Source organism: Mycobacterium sp. VKM Ac-1816D, from assembly GCF_000416385.1.
GTDB classification, from domain to species: domain Bacteria; phylum Actinomycetota; class Actinomycetes; order Mycobacteriales; family Mycobacteriaceae; genus Mycobacterium; species Mycobacterium neoaurum_A.
In genome coordinates, this window is the sequence record NZ_AOHQ01000138.1 from 258,600 (window position 1) to 277,859 (window position 19,260).

21 protein-coding genes are annotated in these 19,260 nt (G+C 67.4%); 12 read left to right on the top strand and 9 right to left on the bottom strand.

Features of this window, described 5'->3' with window-relative positions:
• Window positions 1–70: 70 nt before the first annotated feature.
• Both G154_RS18040 and G154_RS18045 read left to right on the top strand, forming a co-directional pair.
• A complete protein-coding gene (locus tag G154_RS18040) occupies window positions 71–667 on the top strand; it encodes a TetR/AcrR family transcriptional regulator (protein WP_031601652.1) in 597 nt (198 codons plus the stop codon).
• Window positions 668–716: 49 nt separating this feature from the next.
• Window positions 717–1,283 (top strand): dihydrofolate reductase family protein, encoded by a 567-nt coding sequence (locus G154_RS18045; protein ID WP_019511852.1) that lies wholly within the window; start codon window positions 717–719, stop codon window positions 1,281–1,283.
• Window positions 1,284–1,286: 3 nt separating this feature from the next.
• Here G154_RS18045 and G154_RS18050 read toward each other — a convergent pair whose 3' ends face one another.
• The 4 genes from G154_RS18050 to ychF all read right to left on the bottom strand — a co-directional run bounded on the left by G154_RS18050 (window position 1,287) and on the right by ychF (window position 4,242).
• On the bottom strand, window positions 1,287–1,859 hold the full coding sequence (locus tag G154_RS18050) for a GNAT family N-acetyltransferase (RefSeq protein WP_023986157.1): 573 nt from the start codon (window positions 1,857–1,859) through the stop codon (window positions 1,287–1,289).
• Window positions 1,860–2,071: 212 nt separating this feature from the next.
• The gene (locus G154_RS18055) at window positions 2,072–2,593 is read right to left on the bottom strand and encodes an AAA family ATPase (protein WP_019511850.1); all 522 of its coding nucleotides are present in this window, start codon (window positions 2,591–2,593) and stop codon (window positions 2,072–2,074) included.
• Window positions 2,594–2,661: 68 nt separating this feature from the next.
• Window positions 2,662–3,003, bottom strand: a complete 342-nt coding sequence (locus G154_RS18060) for a DUF1801 domain-containing protein (protein ID WP_019511849.1) — start codon at window positions 3,001–3,003, stop codon at window positions 2,662–2,664.
• A gap of 165 nt (window positions 3,004–3,168) precedes the next feature.
• Window positions 3,169–4,242 carry a redox-regulated ATPase YchF gene (ychF, locus tag G154_RS18065; RefSeq protein ID WP_019511848.1) on the bottom strand — a complete coding sequence of 358 codons (1,074 nt, stop codon included), beginning with the start codon at window positions 4,240–4,242 and terminating at the stop codon, window positions 3,169–3,171.
• An 83-nt stretch (window positions 4,243–4,325) separates the two neighbouring features.
• On the opposite strand from ychF, the gene G154_RS18070 reads away from it, so the two are divergent.
• On the top strand, window positions 4,326–5,465 hold the full coding sequence (locus G154_RS18070; RefSeq protein WP_023986158.1) for a DUF6542 domain-containing protein: 1,140 nt from the start codon (window positions 4,326–4,328) through the stop codon (window positions 5,463–5,465).
• On the opposite strand, the gene G154_RS18075 is transcribed toward G154_RS18070, so the two are convergent.
• A complete protein-coding gene (locus G154_RS18075; protein ID WP_234713101.1) occupies window positions 5,466–7,178 on the bottom strand; it encodes a penicillin-binding transpeptidase domain-containing protein in 1,713 nt (570 codons plus the stop codon).
• A 68-nt stretch (window positions 7,179–7,246) separates the two neighbouring features.
• Window positions 7,247–8,248, bottom strand: coding sequence for a 4-hydroxy-3-methylbut-2-enyl diphosphate reductase (locus tag G154_RS18080; RefSeq protein ID WP_023986159.1), 1,002 nt, complete (start codon window positions 8,246–8,248; stop codon window positions 7,247–7,249).
• A gap of 52 nt (window positions 8,249–8,300) precedes the next feature.
• On the opposite strand from G154_RS18080, the gene G154_RS18085 reads away from it, so the two are divergent.
• The 4 genes from G154_RS18085 to G154_RS18100 all read left to right on the top strand — a co-directional run bounded on the left by G154_RS18085 (window position 8,301) and on the right by G154_RS18100 (window position 11,517).
• Window positions 8,301–8,909: a lipid droplet-associated protein gene (locus G154_RS18085; protein ID WP_023986160.1), complete on the top strand. Its 609-nt coding sequence runs from the start codon at window positions 8,301–8,303 to the stop codon at window positions 8,907–8,909.
• Window positions 8,906–10,144, top strand: a complete 1,239-nt coding sequence (gene xseA / locus G154_RS18090) for an exodeoxyribonuclease VII large subunit (protein WP_019511349.1) — start codon at window positions 8,906–8,908, stop codon at window positions 10,142–10,144. The genes G154_RS18085 and xseA overlap by 4 nt, the downstream gene beginning before the upstream one ends.
• Window positions 10,131–10,343, top strand: a complete 213-nt coding sequence (locus G154_RS18095) for an exodeoxyribonuclease VII small subunit (protein WP_023986161.1) — start codon at window positions 10,131–10,133, stop codon at window positions 10,341–10,343. Before xseA ends, G154_RS18095 begins: the two co-directional genes overlap by 14 nt.
• A 73-nt stretch (window positions 10,344–10,416) precedes the next feature.
• Window positions 10,417–11,517, top strand: coding sequence for an NAD-dependent epimerase/dehydratase family protein (locus G154_RS18100; protein ID WP_023986162.1), 1,101 nt, complete (start codon window positions 10,417–10,419; stop codon window positions 11,515–11,517).
• A 151-nt stretch (window positions 11,518–11,668) separates the two neighbouring features.
• Here the strand turns inward: G154_RS18100 and G154_RS18105 are convergent, their stop codons facing one another.
• Window positions 11,669–12,130: a DUF5994 family protein gene (locus G154_RS18105; protein WP_019511352.1), complete on the bottom strand. Its 462-nt coding sequence runs from the start codon at window positions 12,128–12,130 to the stop codon at window positions 11,669–11,671.
• Between the two features lie 221 nt (window positions 12,131–12,351).
• Between G154_RS18105 and G154_RS18110 the strand changes: the two genes are divergently transcribed.
• The 3 genes from G154_RS18110 (at window position 12,352) to G154_RS18120 (ending at window position 15,496) form a co-directional block, all read left to right on the top strand.
• Window positions 12,352–13,422, top strand: a complete 1,071-nt coding sequence (locus tag G154_RS18110; RefSeq protein WP_019511353.1) for an NAD(P)-dependent oxidoreductase — start codon at window positions 12,352–12,354, stop codon at window positions 13,420–13,422.
• Window positions 13,423–13,495: 73 nt separating this feature from the next.
• Window positions 13,496–14,254, top strand: coding sequence for an SDR family NAD(P)-dependent oxidoreductase (locus G154_RS18115; protein WP_019511354.1), 759 nt, complete (start codon window positions 13,496–13,498; stop codon window positions 14,252–14,254).
• A gap of 21 nt (window positions 14,255–14,275) precedes the next feature.
• Entirely contained in the window at window positions 14,276–15,496 is a 1,221-nt protein-coding gene (locus G154_RS18120) for an AI-2E family transporter (protein ID WP_019511355.1), read from the top strand.
• 34 nt (window positions 15,497–15,530) lie between these two features.
• Here G154_RS18120 and G154_RS18125 read toward each other — a convergent pair whose 3' ends face one another.
• Complete coding sequence (locus G154_RS18125) at window positions 15,531–16,190, bottom strand: DUF4245 domain-containing protein (protein WP_019511356.1); 660 nt, start codon at window positions 16,188–16,190, stop codon at window positions 15,531–15,533.
• A 56-nt stretch (window positions 16,191–16,246) separates the two neighbouring features.
• Here G154_RS18125 and glpX point away from each other — a divergent pair, with 56 nt between their 5' ends.
• Window positions 16,247–17,275, top strand: a complete 1,029-nt coding sequence (glpX, locus tag G154_RS18130; RefSeq protein WP_019511357.1) for a class II fructose-bisphosphatase — start codon at window positions 16,247–16,249, stop codon at window positions 17,273–17,275.
• Window positions 17,276–17,306: 31 nt separating this feature from the next.
• Window positions 17,307–18,722 carry a class II fumarate hydratase gene (locus G154_RS18135; RefSeq protein ID WP_019511358.1) on the top strand — a complete coding sequence of 472 codons (1,416 nt, stop codon included), beginning with the start codon at window positions 17,307–17,309 and terminating at the stop codon, window positions 18,720–18,722.
• 73 nt (window positions 18,723–18,795) lie between these two features.
• Here the strand turns inward: G154_RS18135 and G154_RS25615 are convergent, their stop codons facing one another.
• Complete coding sequence (locus G154_RS25615) at window positions 18,796–19,257, bottom strand: PRC-barrel domain-containing protein (protein WP_019511359.1); 462 nt, start codon at window positions 19,255–19,257, stop codon at window positions 18,796–18,798.
• Window positions 19,258–19,260 lie beyond the last annotated feature (3 nt).

Below are 19,260 nucleotides of genomic sequence, written 5' to 3' on the forward strand. Positions count from 1 at the left end.
GCGAGCCGAGGGACCTGCGTGTTCGGTGAGAATTCCCCGCGGTTTCCTCTCATGGTGATAAGTGTTCTGGATGGCTTCGCGCACTGGGGTGACCCGGACGACCGCATCCGGCGACTGGTTGCTCGGCCGCGACCGCCGCGACGAGGCCGCCGAACGCATCTACACCGCGGCTGCCGAACTGTTGTCCCGGCACGGGTACGAGCATTTCAGCGTCGACGCCGTGGCGGCGGCGGTGCACTGCTCACCGGCGACGGTCTACCGCCACACCGGCGGCAAGGCGGCGCTCCGCGATGCCGTGCTCACCAGGCAAGCCGAGCGCATCCTCGACGCGGTCCGCTCTGCCATCGCCGATCTGACCGGCCAGGAAAGAGTCGTCACCGCCACGCTCGTCGCGCTGCGCCGGATGCGCGCCGACCCCTTGGCCGGCATCATGCGCTCGATGGTCACGGTGTCCGGCGACGAGTGGATCACCGGATCGCCGGTTGTGTCGCGATTCGCAGCCGAAATGGTCGGGCTGAGCACACCCGACCCGCTGGCCACACAGTGGTTGATCCGTTCGTTCCTGGCCCTGTGGCACTGGCCGGTGCCCGACCCGGACGCCGAGAAGGAGATGGTGCGCCGGTTCCTCGGCCCGGGCTTCGGGGCCGTCGTCGACGACTCGCCGTGAACACGCGTCGTACGCGCTCAGATTTGCGTCGTGGTCGAGTCTGATCTGTATGGGCACACTCATCTACGGGTTCACCACATCGGTGGACGGCTATATCGCCGACGCGCACGGGAACATCGACTGGAGTGATCCGAGCGACGAACTGCACCAGTACTGGAACGACTTCGAACGCAACACCGCCATGTCGTTCTACGGCCGACGAATCTATGAACTGATGGCCGACTACTGGCCGGCCGTCCGCGAGTCGGCCGATGCCGACCCGATCGCCGCCGACTTCGCCGGGGTGTGGTGCACCATGCCGAAGGTCGTGTTCTCCTCCACCTTGGAATCCGTCGCGTGGAACTCCCGGCTGGAACGTGGCGACCCGGTCGAGGTGGTGCGGCGACTCAAGGCCGACACCGACGGTCAACTCGAAGTGGCCGGCGCGACGTTGGCGGCACCGCTCGTGCGGGCGGGGCTGGTGGACGAGTACCGAATGGTCATCGCCCCCACCGCGGTCGGCGGCGGCACTTCGTTCTTCCCGATGCTGCCATCGTGGATGCCGTTGCAACTGCTGGAGCATCGGGTGTTTCCCGGCGGCACGATCCTCCTGCGCTACGCGCCGAGAGATCGGTAAGACTCAGTGCGCAGCGGGCCGGAACATCGAATACACCACCGGCCCATCGGGTATCGATGTCGTGGCGGTGACGGCGAACCCCGACCGCTCGTAGAGGCGGACGTTGCGTTCATCCGACGTCTCCAACGCCGTGCCTGCGGCGGCGTCGACCGCGCTCACCGCCGCCAGCCCGGCCTCGACCAGCGCGCCACCCAGGCCCCGGCCCTGGCTGTCCGGGTGTACACCGAGGGTGGCCAGGTTCCATGCGTTCTCGGGTTGGGCCGGGATGTCCACCTGGCCAAGCACTTCCAGTCGATCACCGTGCAGATCGGCGACCTGCTGCTGGAAGTCCGGCGGCGGTTCGGGCGCATCGGGCGGCAGCAGCGCCAGCACGCCGCGCACCTCGTCGGCGACCAGCACGATGCCGTGCTGGAGTGCGAACTCCAGGTACAGCCGCTGCAGTCGCTCGAGGCGTTCGGCGTAGCCGTCCTGCGGAATCGACCACCTGGTCCACGGATAAGAATCGAAGGCCGCGGCCAGGGTGGCGGCCGCCGCTTCCAGATCCGTCGCTGCTGCGCGTTTGATGCGGTGACTCACCGCACACACCTCCATCGTGTCGTCTGCGTGCACGCAATGTTCGGCTGACAGCTTAGCCGTGGATATATAGGCGTCACGGAGCTGTCAGCGGAACATTGCGATCGGCTAGCGGCCGAGACGGGACCCCACCGGTATCTGGACCCGCTGCATCACCGCCCCGAAAGCGCTGCCGTGCAGGGTCGCCGCTGAATGAGCTGGGCCACGCGCGTATCTCAACCGTTCAGCGCGTCCACTATCTGTCGGGCGACCTCGGCCGGCGCCGCGTGTGCGGTGTCGATGACCTCCGCCTCGTCGTGCAGCCACGTTCTGGCTGCCTCCGCATAGGCGTCCAGATAGTCCAGACGGAACTCCGAAGGCCCCATGACGAGATCCTCATTGATCCTCGCACGCAGCGTGTCCTGGTCCGCATGCAGTACGAAATGCCGCACCGGCACGCCATAGTGCGCCAGGCCCTGACTGATCTCGCGCCAATACTGCTCCACCAACACCGTCATCGGCACCACCAACGGGCAGCCGGTGTATTCGACGAGTCGGCGGGCGGTCTCGACCACCAGCGGACGCCACGGCGGCCAATGCTGGAAGTTGTCCGTCTCGGGTAAACCGGGCTGGATGTTCATGAGCACCTCGCCGATCATCTCCGCGTCGAAGACCCGCGACCCGGCAATCAGTTGTTGGACGAGCGGGCTGGTCGTCGTCTTACCGACACCGTGAGTACCGTTGAGCCAGACGATCATCGCCAGTCCCAGCCCGCGCTATACGTACACCTTGGTCCGAACTGGGACATCACATCCCCTCCCCTGGGCTAACCGCGGTTGGCTCGCACAGCCTCGCGAATCAGGGCCTTGAAGGCCTCGGTGTCCAGTCGATCGTCTTCGCGCAGATCAATGGCGCGACGGACCGACGCGTCGAGACTGGCGTTGAACAGGTGGTCCGGATCGTTCACCGACGCGCCCGTGGCGAAGGTCAACTTGACCTTGTCCTTATAGGTCTCCACGGTGCAGATCACGCCGTCGAGGGAGAACGTGGGCACACCGTCGGGGTTGGACGGCTTGCGCCACTTGACCTCTTCGACGACATCGGGTTCGGCCTGGTTGATCAGAGACCGGAGCAGCTCGACACGATCGATACGCCAATCCGCACTCACGGCCGCCAATGTACTACCGAGCCCTAGACGTTGAACCGGAACTCGACCGTCTACCAGAGGCCGACCCGCCCGCAATGTTCCGCTGACAGCTCCACCATGGATAGATAGGCGTTGTGACGCTGTCAGCGGAACATTGCGAATGGCAGATCGCCTCGCTGGCCGGGCTCACACGTTGAAACGGAACTCCACGACGTCCCCGTCGGCCATCACGTAGTCCTTGCCCTCCATACGCACCTTGCCCGCGGCCTTGGCCGCGGCCATCGATCCGGCCTCGACCAGATCATCGAAGGACACCACCTCGGCCTTGATGAAGCCCTTCTCGAAATCGGTGTGGATCACCCCGGCCGCCTTCGGCGCGGTGTCGCCGCGGTGAATCGTCCACGCGCGGGCCTCTTTCGGCCCCGCCGTCAGGTAGGTCTGCAGGTTCAGGGTGTGGAAACCGGCCCGCGCCAACGCATCCAGCCCGGGCTCGGTCTGGCCGATGGACTCCAGCAACTCGGCCGCCGACTCGTCGTCTAGCTCGATCAGCTCGGACTCGATCTTGGCATCCAGGAACACCGCATCGGCCGGGGCCACCAACTCACGCAGCTCGGCCTTCTTGGCCTCGTCGGTGAGCACCGACTCGTCGGCGTTGAACACGTAGAGGAACGGTTTTGTGGTCATCAGGTTCAGTTCGCGAAGGACCGTGGCATCCGCCCCCGCCGAGAACAGGGTCTTGCCCGAATCGAGCACCGCCTGGGCGGCCACCGCGGCGTCGAGCAGCGGTTTGCGGTCCTTGTTGTTGCGGGCTTCCTTCTCCAGCCGCGGGACGGCCTTCTCCAATGTCTGCATATCGGCCAGGATCAGTTCGGTCTCGATGACCTCGATATCCGAGCGCGGATCCACCCGACCGTCGACGTGCACCACATCGTCATCGGCGAAGGCTCGCACCACCTGGCAGATGGCATCGCACTCGCGGATGTTGGCCAGGAACTTGTTGCCCAGCCCGGCCCCCTCGGAAGCGCCCTTGACGATGCCGGCGATGTCGACGAACGTCACCGGTGCCGGCACGGTCTTCTCCGAGCCGAAGATCTCGGCGAGCTTGTCCAACCGCGGGTCGGGCAGCGCCACCACACCCTCGTTGGGTTCGATGGTCGCGAACGGGTAGTTCGCGGCCAACACGTCGTTCCGCGTCAGCGCGTTGAAAAGGGTCGACTTGCCGACATTGGGGAGTCCGACGATTCCGAGGTTCAAGCTCACGGACTCCAGAGTCTAGAGGGTGTGACAGGCTCGCCAGCGCGTGCTGGCAGCGCCCACCCAGCGTCAGCCGGTACGGTCAACATGTGTCAGGTCAGCCCGAGCCGACGGAGTCGGTGTCCCACCGCGCCGTCCTCCCCCGCATCCCGGGCTGGCCATCGGGACTGCTGCCCTGGTGGGGCGCTGTTCTGGTGGCCGTCACGGCAACCCTGGTCGGCTTCGCCTACCACGCCGGCGCCGGCGCCGGCGAGCTCGGTGCGGTGTTCGCCACGTTCTATGTGTTGGGCTGCCTGGCGGCGGTTCTGCTGGTGCGTCGCTCCGGCATCTTCGCCACGGTCATCCAGCCCCCGCTGATCCTGTTCATCTCGGTACCGTCTGCGTACTTCCTGATGCACAGCGGCCAGATCAGCGGCCTCAAGGACGTCCTGATCAACTGCGGTTACCCCCTGATCGAGCGCTTCCCACTGATGTTCTTCACCTCGGTGGCGGTGCTGGCGATCGGCGGGGCGCGCTGGTACCTGGACAAGCAGAGCGCAGATTCCGCCGAGGTCTCCGAGTCCACTGGTTCCGACGGCCCCGATCTGGCCGAGCGTGTCGCCCGACGGCTGCGCCGCTCGCCGGATCCCGATGCCGAGGCGCAACCGCGCCCCGCTCGCCGATCGCGGCGACCCCGCGAGACCGCCGCCCGTGCCGCCCAAGAGCCCCGCCGCACCCGCACCGGCCAGCCGTCGCGCGCCCGGCACAACCGGCCGCCGGAGTCGGATATCGCGGCCTCGGCCGCCGCGGCCGACCGCCGCGAACGTGCCGCCACCCGGGAGCGTTATGGCCGTCCCCGTCCCGACGAGGAACTGCGTGCGGACCCGCCGCGGCGCGCACGCCGGACCCGTGATGCGGCCGCACGCGATCCACGCGAACCCCGTCAGCCCCGCCGCACGCCGCCACCGAGCCGCACCCGCGCCGAAGACACCCCAGATCCCTACGAGCGCCCGCGCCGCCGCCGCGAGTACGACAGCCCGTACGCCGATTACCAGCCCGGCTACCGGCCGCCTCGCCCCGAGGACCGCTATCCGGAGTACCCGGACTATCCGGAGCCGCCGCGTCGCGCCGCCACCGAGGGGGCACATCACCCGGTGTCACGGGTCCGCTATCGCAGCACCGACGACGAGCGACGCACCGAGCACCGCACCCGCCCGCGGGCCGGCCACCGTCGCGACGACTGGGACTAGCTAGGGCACGGCGCGCAGGAACGTGCCCGCCGCTTCGACCGCGGGCGCCGAACTCCCCGCATCGCTGACGAACACCGCCAGCGCCAGGTCACCGCGGATGCCGACGAACCAGCCGTGCGCATGGGTGTCGTCGATATATTCGGCGGTCCCGGTCTTGCCGAGCAGATCAGGGATGTCCTGCAGCGCCGTCGCGGTGCCACCGGTGATGGTTTCGCGCATCATCGCCCGCACCTGCTCGTCGACCGACGGCGGTAACGGTTCGGGCGTGCGGTCGGGCACACCCGGGGACCCCTGCACGATGGTCGGGGCGGGCACCGATCCCTTCGCCAGCGTCGCGGCCACCAGCGCCATCCCGAACGGCGAGGCGGTGACCTTGCCCTGGCCGATGCCCTCCTCGACGCGCAGCGCCGAGGTGTCCGCCGCCGGCACCGAACCGGTCACCGTAGTCATGCCGGGTGCGACGAAATCGATGCCGAGACCCAGTTGGGCGGCGGCCTTGGTCAGCCCGTCGGGCGGCAGGTTGACCGCGAGCCTGCCCATCGTGGTGTTGCAGGACCGCGCGAACGCGGTGTGCAGCGGCACCTCGCCGAGATCGAAATTGTCGTCATTGGGGATCTGGCGGCCCTCGATGTTCTCGGTGCCCGGGCAGCCCACGACGCTGTCCGGGGTGACCTGCCCGGCCTGCAGGGCGGCCGAGACCGTGACGGTCTTGAAGGTCGATCCCGGCGGGTACAGCCCGGTCAGCGCGATCGGGCCCTGCGCGTCGGCGGGCGCGTTCTGCGCGACGGCGAGCAGATTGCCGGTCGACGGCTGGATTGCCACAATGGCCGCGGGCGTGGTCAGCGATGCAAGGGCCGTCTCCCCGGCCAGCTGCATGCCGATATCGAGTGTGCTGGCGATATCGCCGACGGAGCCGGGGTCCTGCCCACCGACACGGGTGGGTCCGGTGGGGGTCTGCGCGGACACCGCCCAGCCGGCGGCCTCGTCGGTGCGCTGCTGCCACAGCTCGGACAATCCGGACAGGGTCGGCGAGGTCAGTGCGCGGTCGGTGGCCAGCAGCCGGGTCTGCGGGCGCAGGGTCACCTCCGGCAGCGCGGCCAGTTGGTCCCGGATAGGGGCGAGGTCCTCATCGCGCAGTGTGACGGCGGTGACGGGCGCCCCCTTGGCCAGTTCCCCGCCGAGCCACTCCGGAGTGACGGTCGGCGCGATCGGATTGACCAGTGCCGCAACGGCGTTGACATCGGCGCCGGGGGCGACGTCGACGAGGGTGACGATGTGCTGGGTGAGCAGGTCGGCACCGGTGCGATCGAGCACCCTGGCCGCCGGCTGTGGGGCCAGCGTGCCGAAGGACAGCGGGCCCTTGTCCAGACCGGGCGCGACGGTCGCCGCATCCCAGCGGACCTTCCAGTCATCGCCCTCGGCGGCGGCCGACCCGGTCGTGGTGTAGGTCCACTCGGTCGTCTTCTGCGGCCCGAACTTCCAGGTGGCCGCCAGCGTGAAGGTCGCTTTGTCCTCCTCGCGTCGCACCTCGGAGACCGCGAAACGGACATCGGTGCCCAGGCTGGCGTAGAGCGCGTCCAGGGTGCCCGAGGCAGCTGCGGCATCGGTGGTCAGCGCTGCTGCCGCGGTGGCGTCACCGCGGCTGAGTGCATCGGCGAACCCGTCGGTGGCATCGGCCAGCCGGTCGTCGCTGTCGCTACAGCCGGCCAGCAGGAGTACGGCCACCAGGACCGCGGGAATGATGCGTCGCAGAGAGCCCACAACGCCCGAACGTACCCGGGTCAGCCGCGCGGCGGACGGATCTCCCGCGGCAGGGCGAACACCAACGTCTCATTGGCCGTGGTCACGGGCTGCACAGTGGCGTAACCGTATTCGGCGAGTCGGTCCAGCACGCCGCGCACCAGGATCTCGGGCACCGACGCACCGGAGGTGACACCGACCGTCGTCACCCCGGAGAACCAGGCGGGATCGACATCGTCGGCGTAGTCGACCAGATGCGAGGCCTTGGCACCGGCCAGCAGCGCCACCTCGACCAGCCGCACCGAGTTCGACGAGTTCTTCGAGCCGACGACGATGACGAGATCGCATTCGGGCGCCATCGCCTTGACCGCGACCTGACGGTTCTGAGTGGCGTAGCAGATGTCGTCGCTCGGCGGGTCCTGCAGCGTCGGGAACTTCTCGCGCAACCGGCGCACGGTCTCCATGGTCTCGTCGACGCTCAACGTGGTCTGCGACAGCCAGATCACCTTGTTGGGATCGCGCACCGTCACCTTGTCCACGGCATCGGGATTGTCGACGACCTGGACATGGTCGGGGGCCTCACCGGCGGTGCCGACGACCTCCTCGTGACCCTCGTGGCCGACGAGCAGGATGTCGTAATCGTCGCGGGCGAAGCGTTTGGCCTCGTTGTGCACCTTGGTCACCAGCGGGCATGTCGCGTCGATGGTCTGCAGGTTGCGTTCGGCTGCCTCGACGTGCACGGTCGGGGCGACACCGTGGGCGGAGAACACCACGATGGCGCCCTCGGGCACCTCGTCGGTGCGCTCGACGAAGACGGCACCGGCCTTGGCCAGCGTGTCCACCACGTAGCGGTTGTGCACGATCTCGTGCCGCACGTAGATGGGGGCGCCGTGCTTCTCCAGCGCACGCTCGACGGTCTCGACGGCCCTGTCGACGCCCGCGCAGTAGCCGCGTGGCTCGGCCAGCAGCACGCGCTTGCCGTCAACCCGCGCGGCCACCGAGCTGGTGGCACCGGGAATTCCCATGTTGACGGTTGGTGGCATGCATCCAGGGTACTTACCCGCACCCGTCACGGGCCAGCCGTAGGCTGACCCCATGGCAACAGCACCATACGGAGTTCGATTGCTGGTGGGTGCGGCAGTGACCGCCCTGGACGAGACCCGCAAACTCCCCCAGACCATCCTCACCTATCCGATGACGGTGGCCAGCCAGCTGGCGCATCTGGTGATGAAGGTGCAGCAGGACGTCGCCGACCTGGTCAATCGCGGTGACGAGGCACTCGAGGAACTGTTCCCGCCCAAGGACGAACAGCCGGAGTGGGCGACGTTCGACGAGGACGAACCGCGCGATCGCTTCTCCGACGCCGCCGATGCCGACGACTCTGACGACCTCGCGTCGGTGACACGTCTCACCGGAGACAAGGTCGCCAATCGCTCCGAAGGCCGGTTCGCGCTGTTCAGCGAGGGCGAGGTTCGTCCGGAGGCGCCGGGGGCGGCCACCGCGCCGACGAGCAACGGCGAGGTTCCGGCGATCGTGGACAAGATCGGCTACGAGACGCTGACATTGGCGCAGCTGCGCGCCCGGTTGACCTCACTGAAGCTGACCGATCTGGAGGCGCTACTGGCCTTCGAGGAGGCCAACAAGGCACGCGCTCCGTTCCAGACGCTGATCGCCAACAGGATCACCCGCGCGTCGGCCAAGTGAGCGAGCCCGGCCAGTCCCCGGAGAACCCGTGGCCGGTCCGCGCGGTTGCGACACGGGTCGCCAAATGGATCGACCGGTTGGGCACCGTGTGGGTGGAGGGGCAGATCGCGCAGCTGACCATGCGTCCGGGCTCGAACACCGCGTGGCTGGTCCTGCGCGACCCGGCCGCGGACATGTCACTGTCCCTCACCTGCCCGCGGGACCTGGTGGCCAACGCGCCGGTCAAACTGGCCGAGGGTGTGCAGGTCATCGTCTATGGCAAGCCGCAGTTCTACACCGGCCGTGGGACGTTCTCGCTGCGGGTGACCGATATCCGCGCCGTCGGCATCGGTGAACTGCTGGCCCGTATCGAGCGGCTGCGCCGACTGCTGGACGCCGAGGGTTTGTTCGACCCGCGGCTCAAACGCCCCATCCCGTTCCTGCCCAACACCATCGGGCTGATCACCGGCCGGGCGTCGGCCGCCGAACACGACGTGATGGCCATCGCGTCGGCACGGTGGCCCGCCGTGCACTTCGAGGTCCGCAACACCGCCGTGCAGGGGCTCAACGCGGTGGCTCAAATCGTCGAGGCGCTGGCCGAGCTGGACGCCGATCCGCATGTCGACGTGATCATCCTGGCGCGCGGCGGGGGCAGCGTCGAGGATCTGCTGCCGTTCTCCGACGAGACGCTGTGCCGCGCCATCGCCGCGGCCACCACACCGGTGATCAGCGCCGTCGGCCACGAGCCGGACAATCCGGTCTGCGACCTGGTGGCCGATCTGCGCGCAGCCACCCCCACCGATGCCGCCAAGCGCGTCGTGCCCGACGCCGCCGCCGAGCAGGCCGGGGTGACCGAGATGCGACGGCGCAGTGCCCAAGCGTTGCGCAACTGGGTGCGGCGCGAGGCACACATCATCGAGGGGCTGCGCTCACGCCCGGTGCTGGCGCACCCCTTGCGGGCACTCGATACCCGCGCCGAGGAGATCGAGCGGGCGCGGGCCACCGCACGCCGAGACATCAATCGGATGATCGCGGTGCAGGCCGATCGGCTCGAGCATCTGTCCGCGCGGCTGAGCACGCTCGGACCGGCGGCGACGCTGGCCCGCGGATACGCGGTGGTGCAGTTGCTCGACGGGAGTTCCAGCGGCCAGGTGCTGCGATCGACCGCGGATGCGCCGGCCGGTAGACAACTTCGGGTGCGCGTTGCCGACGGCGCCCTCACCGCAGTCAGCGAGGGAGCAGATGAAGCCCATTAGTAAGTTGGGGTACGAAGAGGCGCGTGACGAGCTGATCGAGGTGGTGCGCCAGCTCGAACACGGCGGACTGGACCTCGACGCCTCCCTCAAGCTCTGGGAAAGAGGTGAGGAACTGGCCAAACGCTGTGAAGAACACCTGGCCGGGGCCCGCCAAAAGGTCGCCGACACGCTGGCCGCCGGCACCACCGACGACGAGTGACGACGCAGCCGCATTAGTCGGATTTATCGGCCAGGACTTCAAAACTGGAACACGTTTCAGTTATCCTCGCCACATGGGTGACCCAACTTTGCGTACTGACCTGGGCCGAGTGCTGGTGACGGGCGGTTCCGGTTTCGTCGGCGCCAACCTGGTGACCACACTGCTCGAACGCGGACACGAGGTCCGCTCCTTCGACCGGGTGCGTTCGCCGCTGCCCGCCCACCCCAGGCTGACAACCGTCGTCGGTGACATCACCAACGCCGGGGACGTCGGCACCGCCGTGGCGGATATCGACACGATCTTCCACACCGCGGCCATCATCGACCTGATGGGCGGGGCCACCGTCACCGAGCAATACCGGCAGCGCAGCTTCTCGGTCAACGTAGAGGGCACCAAGAATCTGGTGCACGCCGGCCAGCAGGCCGGGGTCAAGCGATTCGTCTACACAGCTTCCAACAGTGTCGTGATGGGCGGCCAGGACATCGTCAACGGTGACGAAAAATTGCCCTACACAGCACGATTCAACGATCTCTACACCGAGACCAAGGTGGTTGCCGAGAAGTTCGTGCTCAGCCAGAACGGCGAGCACGGCATGCTGACGTGTTCGATCCGGCCCAGCGGCATCTGGGGCCGCGGTGATCAGACCATGTTCCGCAAGGTCTTCGAGAACGTGCTGGCCGGCCACGTCAAGGTGCTCGTCGGCAGCAAGAACATCAAGCTCGACAACTCCTACGTGCACAACCTCATTCATGGTTTCATCCTGGCTGGCGAACATCTGGTGCCAGGCGGCACCGCACCCGGACAGGCCTACTTCATCAACGACGGTGAGCCGCTGAACATGTTCGAGTTCGCCCGCCCGGTGGTGGTGGCGTGCGGTCGCAAGCTTCCCAACTTCCGCGTCTCTGGTCGGCTGGTACACAAGGCGATGATGGGCTGGCAGTGGTTGCACTTCAAGTACGGCATTCGCGAGCCTCTGGTGGAACCCCTTGCCGTGGAACGGCTTTACCTGAACAACTACTTCTCGATCGCCAAAGCGCGGCGCGATCTCGGGTACGAGCCGTTGTTCACCACCGAACAGGCAATGGCCGAATGCATGCCCTACTACACCGAGCTGTTCGACACGATGGTGTCCCAGGGCGCCCAGCCCGCCGTGACCGCAGCACCGAAGAGCTGACCGTCGTCGATCGGTTCACACCGAACATGCCCGAAATATGGACAAGGCCGGTGGCGCTGTAGCGCCCCGGCCTCTGGCTTCCCGCACGGAGTCTACAGAACCGGGGAAGCTTGCCCACCAGGGTACGTGACGCCGCACCGGGAAGCCAAACTCACCCCATCCGTTCACAGTTCAGGGGATCTCCGCCGACGATCGCGCGCAATCGCCGGACAGTCATGGGCGTCGCCGCCTCAGCAACGGTGGCGAGCAGTGTGCGCGCATCGGTCGCCGGCGTCTGCGGTGGCATCACCCACAGCAACGCCGTGCGCGAGTGGCTGCCGACCAAATACAGCGTGTCCGGCGCAACCATGGAGTATCGATCAACCGAGATCGCCGCGCCGCCACGGATCACCCGTGCGGGGGCCGCAGGAAACACACTGGCGTCGTACAGAACTCGGCGCACGGGGCCCAACCAACGGCCCATCACCGATACCAGGTCCGGAAGTTCGGTCCGTAAGTCATAGTTCGGCGGCCACCACGCGCCGTCGACGCTGCCCTGCAGATCGGTGCGTCCGCAGATCGCGAGTCGGGTATCGGGCTGACATTCGACATCGACCACCGGCGATGCTCCCATCACTATCAGAGCAATCGCAGACGGCAACCGATGAATCGGGCACGCGAGAAACCCACGACTACGACCAGGGTAGCCCGATCAACCGGTTGCCGTGCGATCCCACGCGACCCGCAATGATCTGATATCGCCAGGCCAGGGAAAAGTTCCGAAGACTACCTAACCAACGGCGATCTTGTTCGCTACTGTGACAGGCGTTCTGTCCAGCGGCTGATGGGGTTGTGATGACCGATACCGTGCTGGTGACCGGGGCCTTTGGGTTGGTCGGCTCCGCGACCGTTCGCCGGTTGGCCGCCGACGGGCGCCGCGTCGTGGCCACCGATCTGGACAATGCACCCAATCGCAAAGCCGCCGAATCCCTTCCCGCCGGGGTGACGGTGCGCTGGACCGACCTGACCGACCCCGCGGCCGTCGGGGCGCTGGTGACCCAGACCGCACCCGCGGCGATCATCCACCTGGCGGCGGTCATCCCGCCCTTCATCTACCAGCGTCGCGGTCTTGCCGAGAAGGTGAATGTCGAGGCCACCGCCAGCCTGGTGCGGTCGGCTGAAAAGCTCTCGCAGCCAGCCCGATTCGTTCTCGCCTCCAGCATCGCGGTGTACGGCTCACGCAACCCGCACACCGTCGATGGCGTGCTCACCGCGGACACGCCCGTCAATCCGGCCGATATCTACGGCGATCACAAGGTCAAGGCCGAGAAGATCGTGCGCACCTCGAATCTGGACTGGGTGATCCTGCGCCTGGGCGGCGTGCTGACGGCCGACCCGGGGTCCTACATGAAGCTCGACAACTTCACCTTCGAGGCGATGCTGCCCATCGACGGCCGGATCCAGACCGTCGACGTGCGCGACGTGGCCCGTGCCTTCGCGGCCGCCACCACCGCCGACGCCGTCGGTGAGACCCTGCTGGTCGGTGGCGATGACGCCACCCATCGGCTCGTGCAGGGTGACATCGCACCGGCGATGGCCGCCGCGCTGGGTCTGGTCGGCGGGCTGCCGACCGGGCTCAAGGGCGACCCCGGCAACGACGCCGCCTGGTTCAACACCGACTGGATGGACACCACCCGGGCCCAAGAAGTGCTCCGATTCCAACAACATTCGTGGCCGGACATGCTGATAGAGACGGCCGAGAACGCCGGCATCAAACGGCCGCTGCTGCGGCTGGTGGCACCGCTGGCCAAACAGATCTTGACCAGGGTGAGCCCCAATCACGGCAGCGGACGTAGATACGCCGACCCGTGGGCGGCCATCACGGAGAAGTGGGGCGACCCCCGACCGGACGGAGCGCAGGCATGAGCCCCCGAAGTCGACCGCGAGTGAGGATCGCAGCGAGGAACGAGCGAGGACCGGAGCGAACGGAAGACGAGGCATGAGCAAAGACAGAACGGCGATCGTCGTCGGCGGCGCCTCCGGTATCGGCTGGGCGTCCGCGCAGGCGCTGGCCGCCGAGGGCTACCGCGTCGTCATCGCCGACCGCAACGGCGACGGCGCACATGCCCGCGCCGCCGAACTCGGCGACCCACACCGGGCCGCAGAAGTCGACGTCGTCGACGAGGACTCGGTGGCAACGCTTTTCGACAGTGTCGGTCCCGTGCAGGCCGTCGTCAGCTGCGCCGGGTTCTCCACCATCGGCCTCATCGTCGACCTCGCGGTGCAGGACTTCCGTGACGTCATCGACGTCTGTCTCAACGGCGCGTTCATCGTCGCCAAGTACGCGGGCAGACACCTCACCGAGGGCGGCTCGCTGATCTCGATGTCCTCGCTCAACGGCCGCCAGCCCGCCGCCGGGATGAGCGCCTACTGCGCGGCCAAAGCCGGGCTGTCGATGCTCACCCAGGTCGCCGCGCTGGAGTTCGCACCGCGCGGTATCCGGGTCAACGCCATCGCACCCGGATTCGTGCACACCCCGCTGACCGAGGGTGCGGCACTGATTCCCGGTGTCGTCGAGGAGTACGTGGAGAACACGCCGCTGGGCCGGGCGGGCACCCCCGAGGACATCGCCGAGGCCGTCGTCTTCCTCACCAAGTCCGCCTGGCTGACCGGTGAGGTGCTCGACCTCAACGGTGGCTCGCACATGTTGCGCTACCCGGATCTGCTCGGTCACATCGCGAAGCTCGCGCAACAGTGAATCAACCGGTCAAATAGAGCCGTGAAAACTGAGTTCACTCTCAGCCAGAAGCGGGCCCTGGCTGTCGCGACCGTCATCGCCCTGGTGTTCGGTGCCTATTTCCTGCGCGGCTTCTTCATCCTCATCGTGGTCGCCGCGGTGGTGGCCTATCTGTTCAACCCGCTGTATGACCGCCTGACCGCCCGATTCAGTTCCAGCATGTCGGCGACGCTGACGCTGCTGACCGCGCTGGCCGTCGTGATCATCCCGATCTGCGGTGCGGTGGCCTTCGGCGTGATGCAGATAAGCAACATGATCCGCAGCGTGTCCGACTGGGTGGGCCGCACCGACCTCAGTGGACTCGGCGACAAGACCCTCAAAGCGGTCAACACCCTGCTCGACAAGGTGCCGTTCATGAAGAGCACCGAGATCACCACCGATCAGGTGCAGCACTGGGTGGTGACCTTCGCCCAGCGCGCCGGTGAATGGGGTCTGGATTTCCTGCAGGGCGCCCTCGGCGGCCTGTTCGGCGGGCTGACCGCGGCGATCATCTTCCTCTACGTGTTCATCTCGCTGTTGGTCAACGGCGACGAGCTGCGCTTGCTGATCCGCCGCCTCAACCCTCTCGGCGAGGAGGCCACCGATCTCTACCTGGCCAAGATGGCCGCCATGGTTCGCGGCACCGTGCGCGGACAGTTCGTCATCGCGGTGGTCCAGGGCGTCGCAGGCGCCATCTCGATCTACATCGCGGGCTTCCACGACGGCTTCTTCATCTTCGCGATCCTGCTGTCGGCGCTGTCGGTGATCCCGCTGGGCAGCGGCATCGTGACGATCCCGTTCGGTATCGGGCTCGTGTTGTTCGGCAACGTGATCGGCGGCATCTTCGTCATCGCCTTCCACATCATCGTGGTGACCAATATCGACAATGTGCTGCGCCCGATCCTGGTACCCAAGGAGGCCAAGCTCGATTCGGCGCTGATGCTGCTGTCGGTCTTCGCCGGTATCACGATGTTCGGGTTCCTCGGCATCGTGATCGGGCCGGTCGTGATGATCGTCATCGTCACCACCATCAGCGTCTATCTGTGGGTCTACAAGGGCGTGCCGATGGACATGGGGACGGAGGCCGACGACGAGCCCGATGAGCCCGGTGTGTTGCGCAGGCTCATCGCGCGGGCGAGGACGGCCCGCCGGCAGGCGCCGGCAACTCCGGAACCGGCCAGTGCCGATATCCCGACGGTGGCATCAGACCGCGAAAGCGGCTGAGAACTCGATCTGTACGCACCGTCGGCGCGCGAGGTCAGCTCGTGGGCAGCGGCTGCTGGGTCTGCACGGCCTTGGCCAGCGTGCGGAAGTCGTCGGGGGTACCCGCGCCGGTGATGGCGATCTGGGCCGGACCCGACAACCGGGTGGTCCAGATCGGCTCCCCCTCGCCGGGCTCGTAGACCACCCAGGTCACTCCGTCGACATCCTGGGCCCCGGTCGGCACCGCCTCGACGTCGATCGAGCCGACCAGCCGGGCCTCGTCGGCGTTGCTCTGCGTCAGGCTGACGTACATCCCGTCGGGCGCCAGGTAGCCCACCCGCGATGTCACCGCACGCACCGACTGTCCGGTCGCTGGATCGGTGCGCCCGCCGTCGATGCCGCCGCGGCCACCGGAGTTGGCCTGCCAGCCCTCGGGCAGGGCGGGCAGCCGCACCGCCAACTTCAGCGTCTGGGCATCGGACTTCAGGGCGGCCGGCACGTCGAAGCTGGGCACGGCTCCCTGACCTGGACCGCTGGGCTGGAACGAGCACATGCCGAGCAGTCCGGCGAGCACCACACAGGCCACCACGAGGGGCGCCATCGACCAGAACATATCGCGGCCGTCGTGTAACAGCCGGTCCTTGGCCGGTCGTGCGACGGGCACGACCACGGTCTCGTCGCGGCCGCCGTCCTGGCCAGGTTCCGGGGTGCTCATGACAGCCAGTATCCCAGTTCCCTCAGTCGACCCCGCTAATGGGACAATCTGCAGCTATGACGCCTACGCGCCGGGAAGCGCCGGACCGCAACCTCGCCCTCGAACTCGTCCGTGTCACCGAGGCCGGTGCCATGGCCGCCGGCCGCTGGGTCGGCCGCGGTGACAAGGAAGGCGGGGACGGTGCCGCCGTCGACGCCATGCGCGAGCTGGTCAACTCGGTCTCGATGAAGGGCGTCGTGGTCATCGGCGAGGGCGAGAAGGACAACGCCCCGATGCTCTACAACGGTGAAGAGGTCGGCAACGGGGACGGGCCGGACTGCGATTTCGCCGTCGATCCCGTCGACGGCACCACGCTGATGAGCAAGGGCATGCCCAATGCCATCTCGGTGCTCGCGGTCGCCGAGCGGGGCGCCATGTTCGACCCGTCGGCCGTGTTCTACATGAACAAGATCGCCGGTGGACCCGATGTCGCCGACTTCATCGACATCACCTCCCCGATCGCGGCCAACATCCAGCGCATCGCCAAGGTCCGCAAGGCCTCGGTTTCCGATGTCGCGGTCTGCATCCTGGACCGCCCCCGGCACGCCAAGCTGATCGAGGAGGTGCGCTCGGCCGGGGCCCGCATCCGGCTGATCTCCGACGGTGACGTCGCCGGCGCCATCGCGGCCTGCCGGCCCGATTCCGGCACCGACCTGCTGGTCGGCATCGGCGGCACCCCGGAGGGCATCATCGCCGCCGCCGCCATCCGCTGTATGGGCGGGGAGATCCAGGCAACGTTGGCCCCCACCGATGACGAGGAGCGCCAGCGGGCGCTCGACCGCGGCCACGACCTGGACCGCGTGTTGACCACCAAGGACCTGGTGGCCGGCGAGAACGTCTTCTTCTGCGCCACCGGTGTGACCGACGGCGACCTGCTCAAGGGCGTGCGCTACTTCGGCGGCGGGTGCACCACTCAGTCGATCGTGATGCGGTCCAAGTCCGGGACCGTCCGGATGATCGACGCCTATCACCGGCTGTCCAAGCTCAACGAATACTCCGCGGTCAACTTCACCGGCGACAGCTCGGCCGCCCATCCACTTCCGTAATCGATCACACCTCAACGAAACAGGGAGCACAATGCCCGACAGCGCTGTCGACGACACCGAATACCGCATCGAGCACGACACCATGGGCGAGGTCAGGGTGCCCAAGAACGCCCTGTGGCGTGCCCAGACCCAGCGGGCGGTGGAGAACTTCCCGATCTCCTTCCGGCCGCTGGAGCGCACCCAGATCCGCGCCCTCGGTCTGCTCAAGGGCGCCTGCGCGCAGGTGAACAAGGACCTGGGCCTGCTGGCCGCCGACAAGGCCGACGCCATCATCGCCGCGGCCGCCGAGATCGCCGACGGCCGCCACGACGACCAGTTCCCGATCGACGTCTTCCAGACCGGTTCGGGCACCAGCTCCAACATGAACGCCAACGAGGTCATCGCCTCGATCGCGGCCGCCAACGGCGTGACCGTGCATCCCAACGATGACGTCAACATGTCGCAGAGCTCGAATGACACCTTTCCCACGGCGACCCATATCGCCGCGACGGAAGCCGCTGTGCGCCATCTCATCCCCGCGCTCGAGCTGCTGCACGCCGCACTCGCGTCGAAGGCCAAGCAGTGGCGGACCACCGTCAAGTCCGGTCGCACCCACCTGATGGACGCGGTCCCGGTGACCCTGGGCCAGGAGTTCGGCGGTTACGCCCGGCAGGTCGAGGCTGGCATCGAACGGGTCAAGGCGACGCTGCCCCGCCTCGGTGAGCTCGCCATCGGCGGCACCGCCGTCGGCACCGGCCTCAACGCGCCGGACGGGTTCGGCGACAAGGTGGTCGAGGTCCTGGTCAGCGAGACCGGTATCGCCGAATTGCGGCCGTGCGTCGACCATTTCGAGGCCCAGGCCGCCCGTGACGGTCTTGTCGAGGCGTCCGGTGCGCTCAAGACGATCGCCGCCTCACTGACCAAGATCGCCAACGACATCCGCTGGATGGGATCGGGGCCGCTCACCGGGCTCGGCGAGCTGCAGCTGCCCGACCTGCAGCCGGGTAGCTCGATCATGCCGGGCAAGGTCAATCCCGTTCTGCCCGAGGCCGTCACGCAGGTCGCCGCGCAGGTGATCGGCAACGACGCCGCGGTCACCGTGGGTGGTCTGTCGGGTGCGTTCGAGCTCAACGTCTATATCCCGATGATGGCCCGCAACGTGCTGGAGTCGTTCACCCTGCTGGCCAACGTGTCGAAGTTGTTCGCCGAGAAGTGCATCGAGGGCCTGGTGGCCAACGACGCGCATCTGCTGCAGCTGGCCGAGTCCTCACCGTCGATCGTGACGCCGCTGAACTCCGCCATCGGCTACGAGGAGGCCGCCAAGGTCGCCAAGGAAGCGCTGAAGGAGAAGAAGACCATCCGCCAGACCGTGATCGACCGCGGCCTGATCGGCGACAAGCTCTCCGAAGCCGAGCTGGACAAGCGTCTCGATGTGCTGGCCATGGCCAAGGTCGCGCCGGGCGAGTAACCCACCCCGCGAGCACACGCCGGTGCCCCCGAAAGCTGCGGCTTTCGGGGGCACATGCGTCTGGTGGGCACGATCAGCGCGGCGGGGTGTCGACCGCATCGTCGGCGGTGGTATCGGTATAGGCCGCGGTGTTGACCGCCGTGCCGCCGATACCTGCTGCGGCGGAAGCGATGTCGAGCACCGAGGAGTGGCTGCTCGGCGGCGGCGGCTCCGGGGCCTCCGGGTGTTCCTCATCGAGCCGGTAGTGCCTGCTGAGCTGGTCGGCCTCGTCGAGGGTGATGCCCTCGTCGGTCTGGACGGTGGGCGCGTCCTTGACCGCGTCCTTGGTCACCGTGACGCTTACCGCGCCCTCACCTCGGCGGGAGGCCTTGAGCGGCACCACCGCGTGTGACATGCCCATGAACCCGGAGCGCACCAGGGCCCACTTCGGTTCCCTGGTCTTGTCGTCGACGAACAGCTTGTCGATCTTGCCGATCTTCTCCCCCGCCACGTCGTACACGGTCGCTCCGACGTACTGCTCCACCAAAGTCGCCATGCC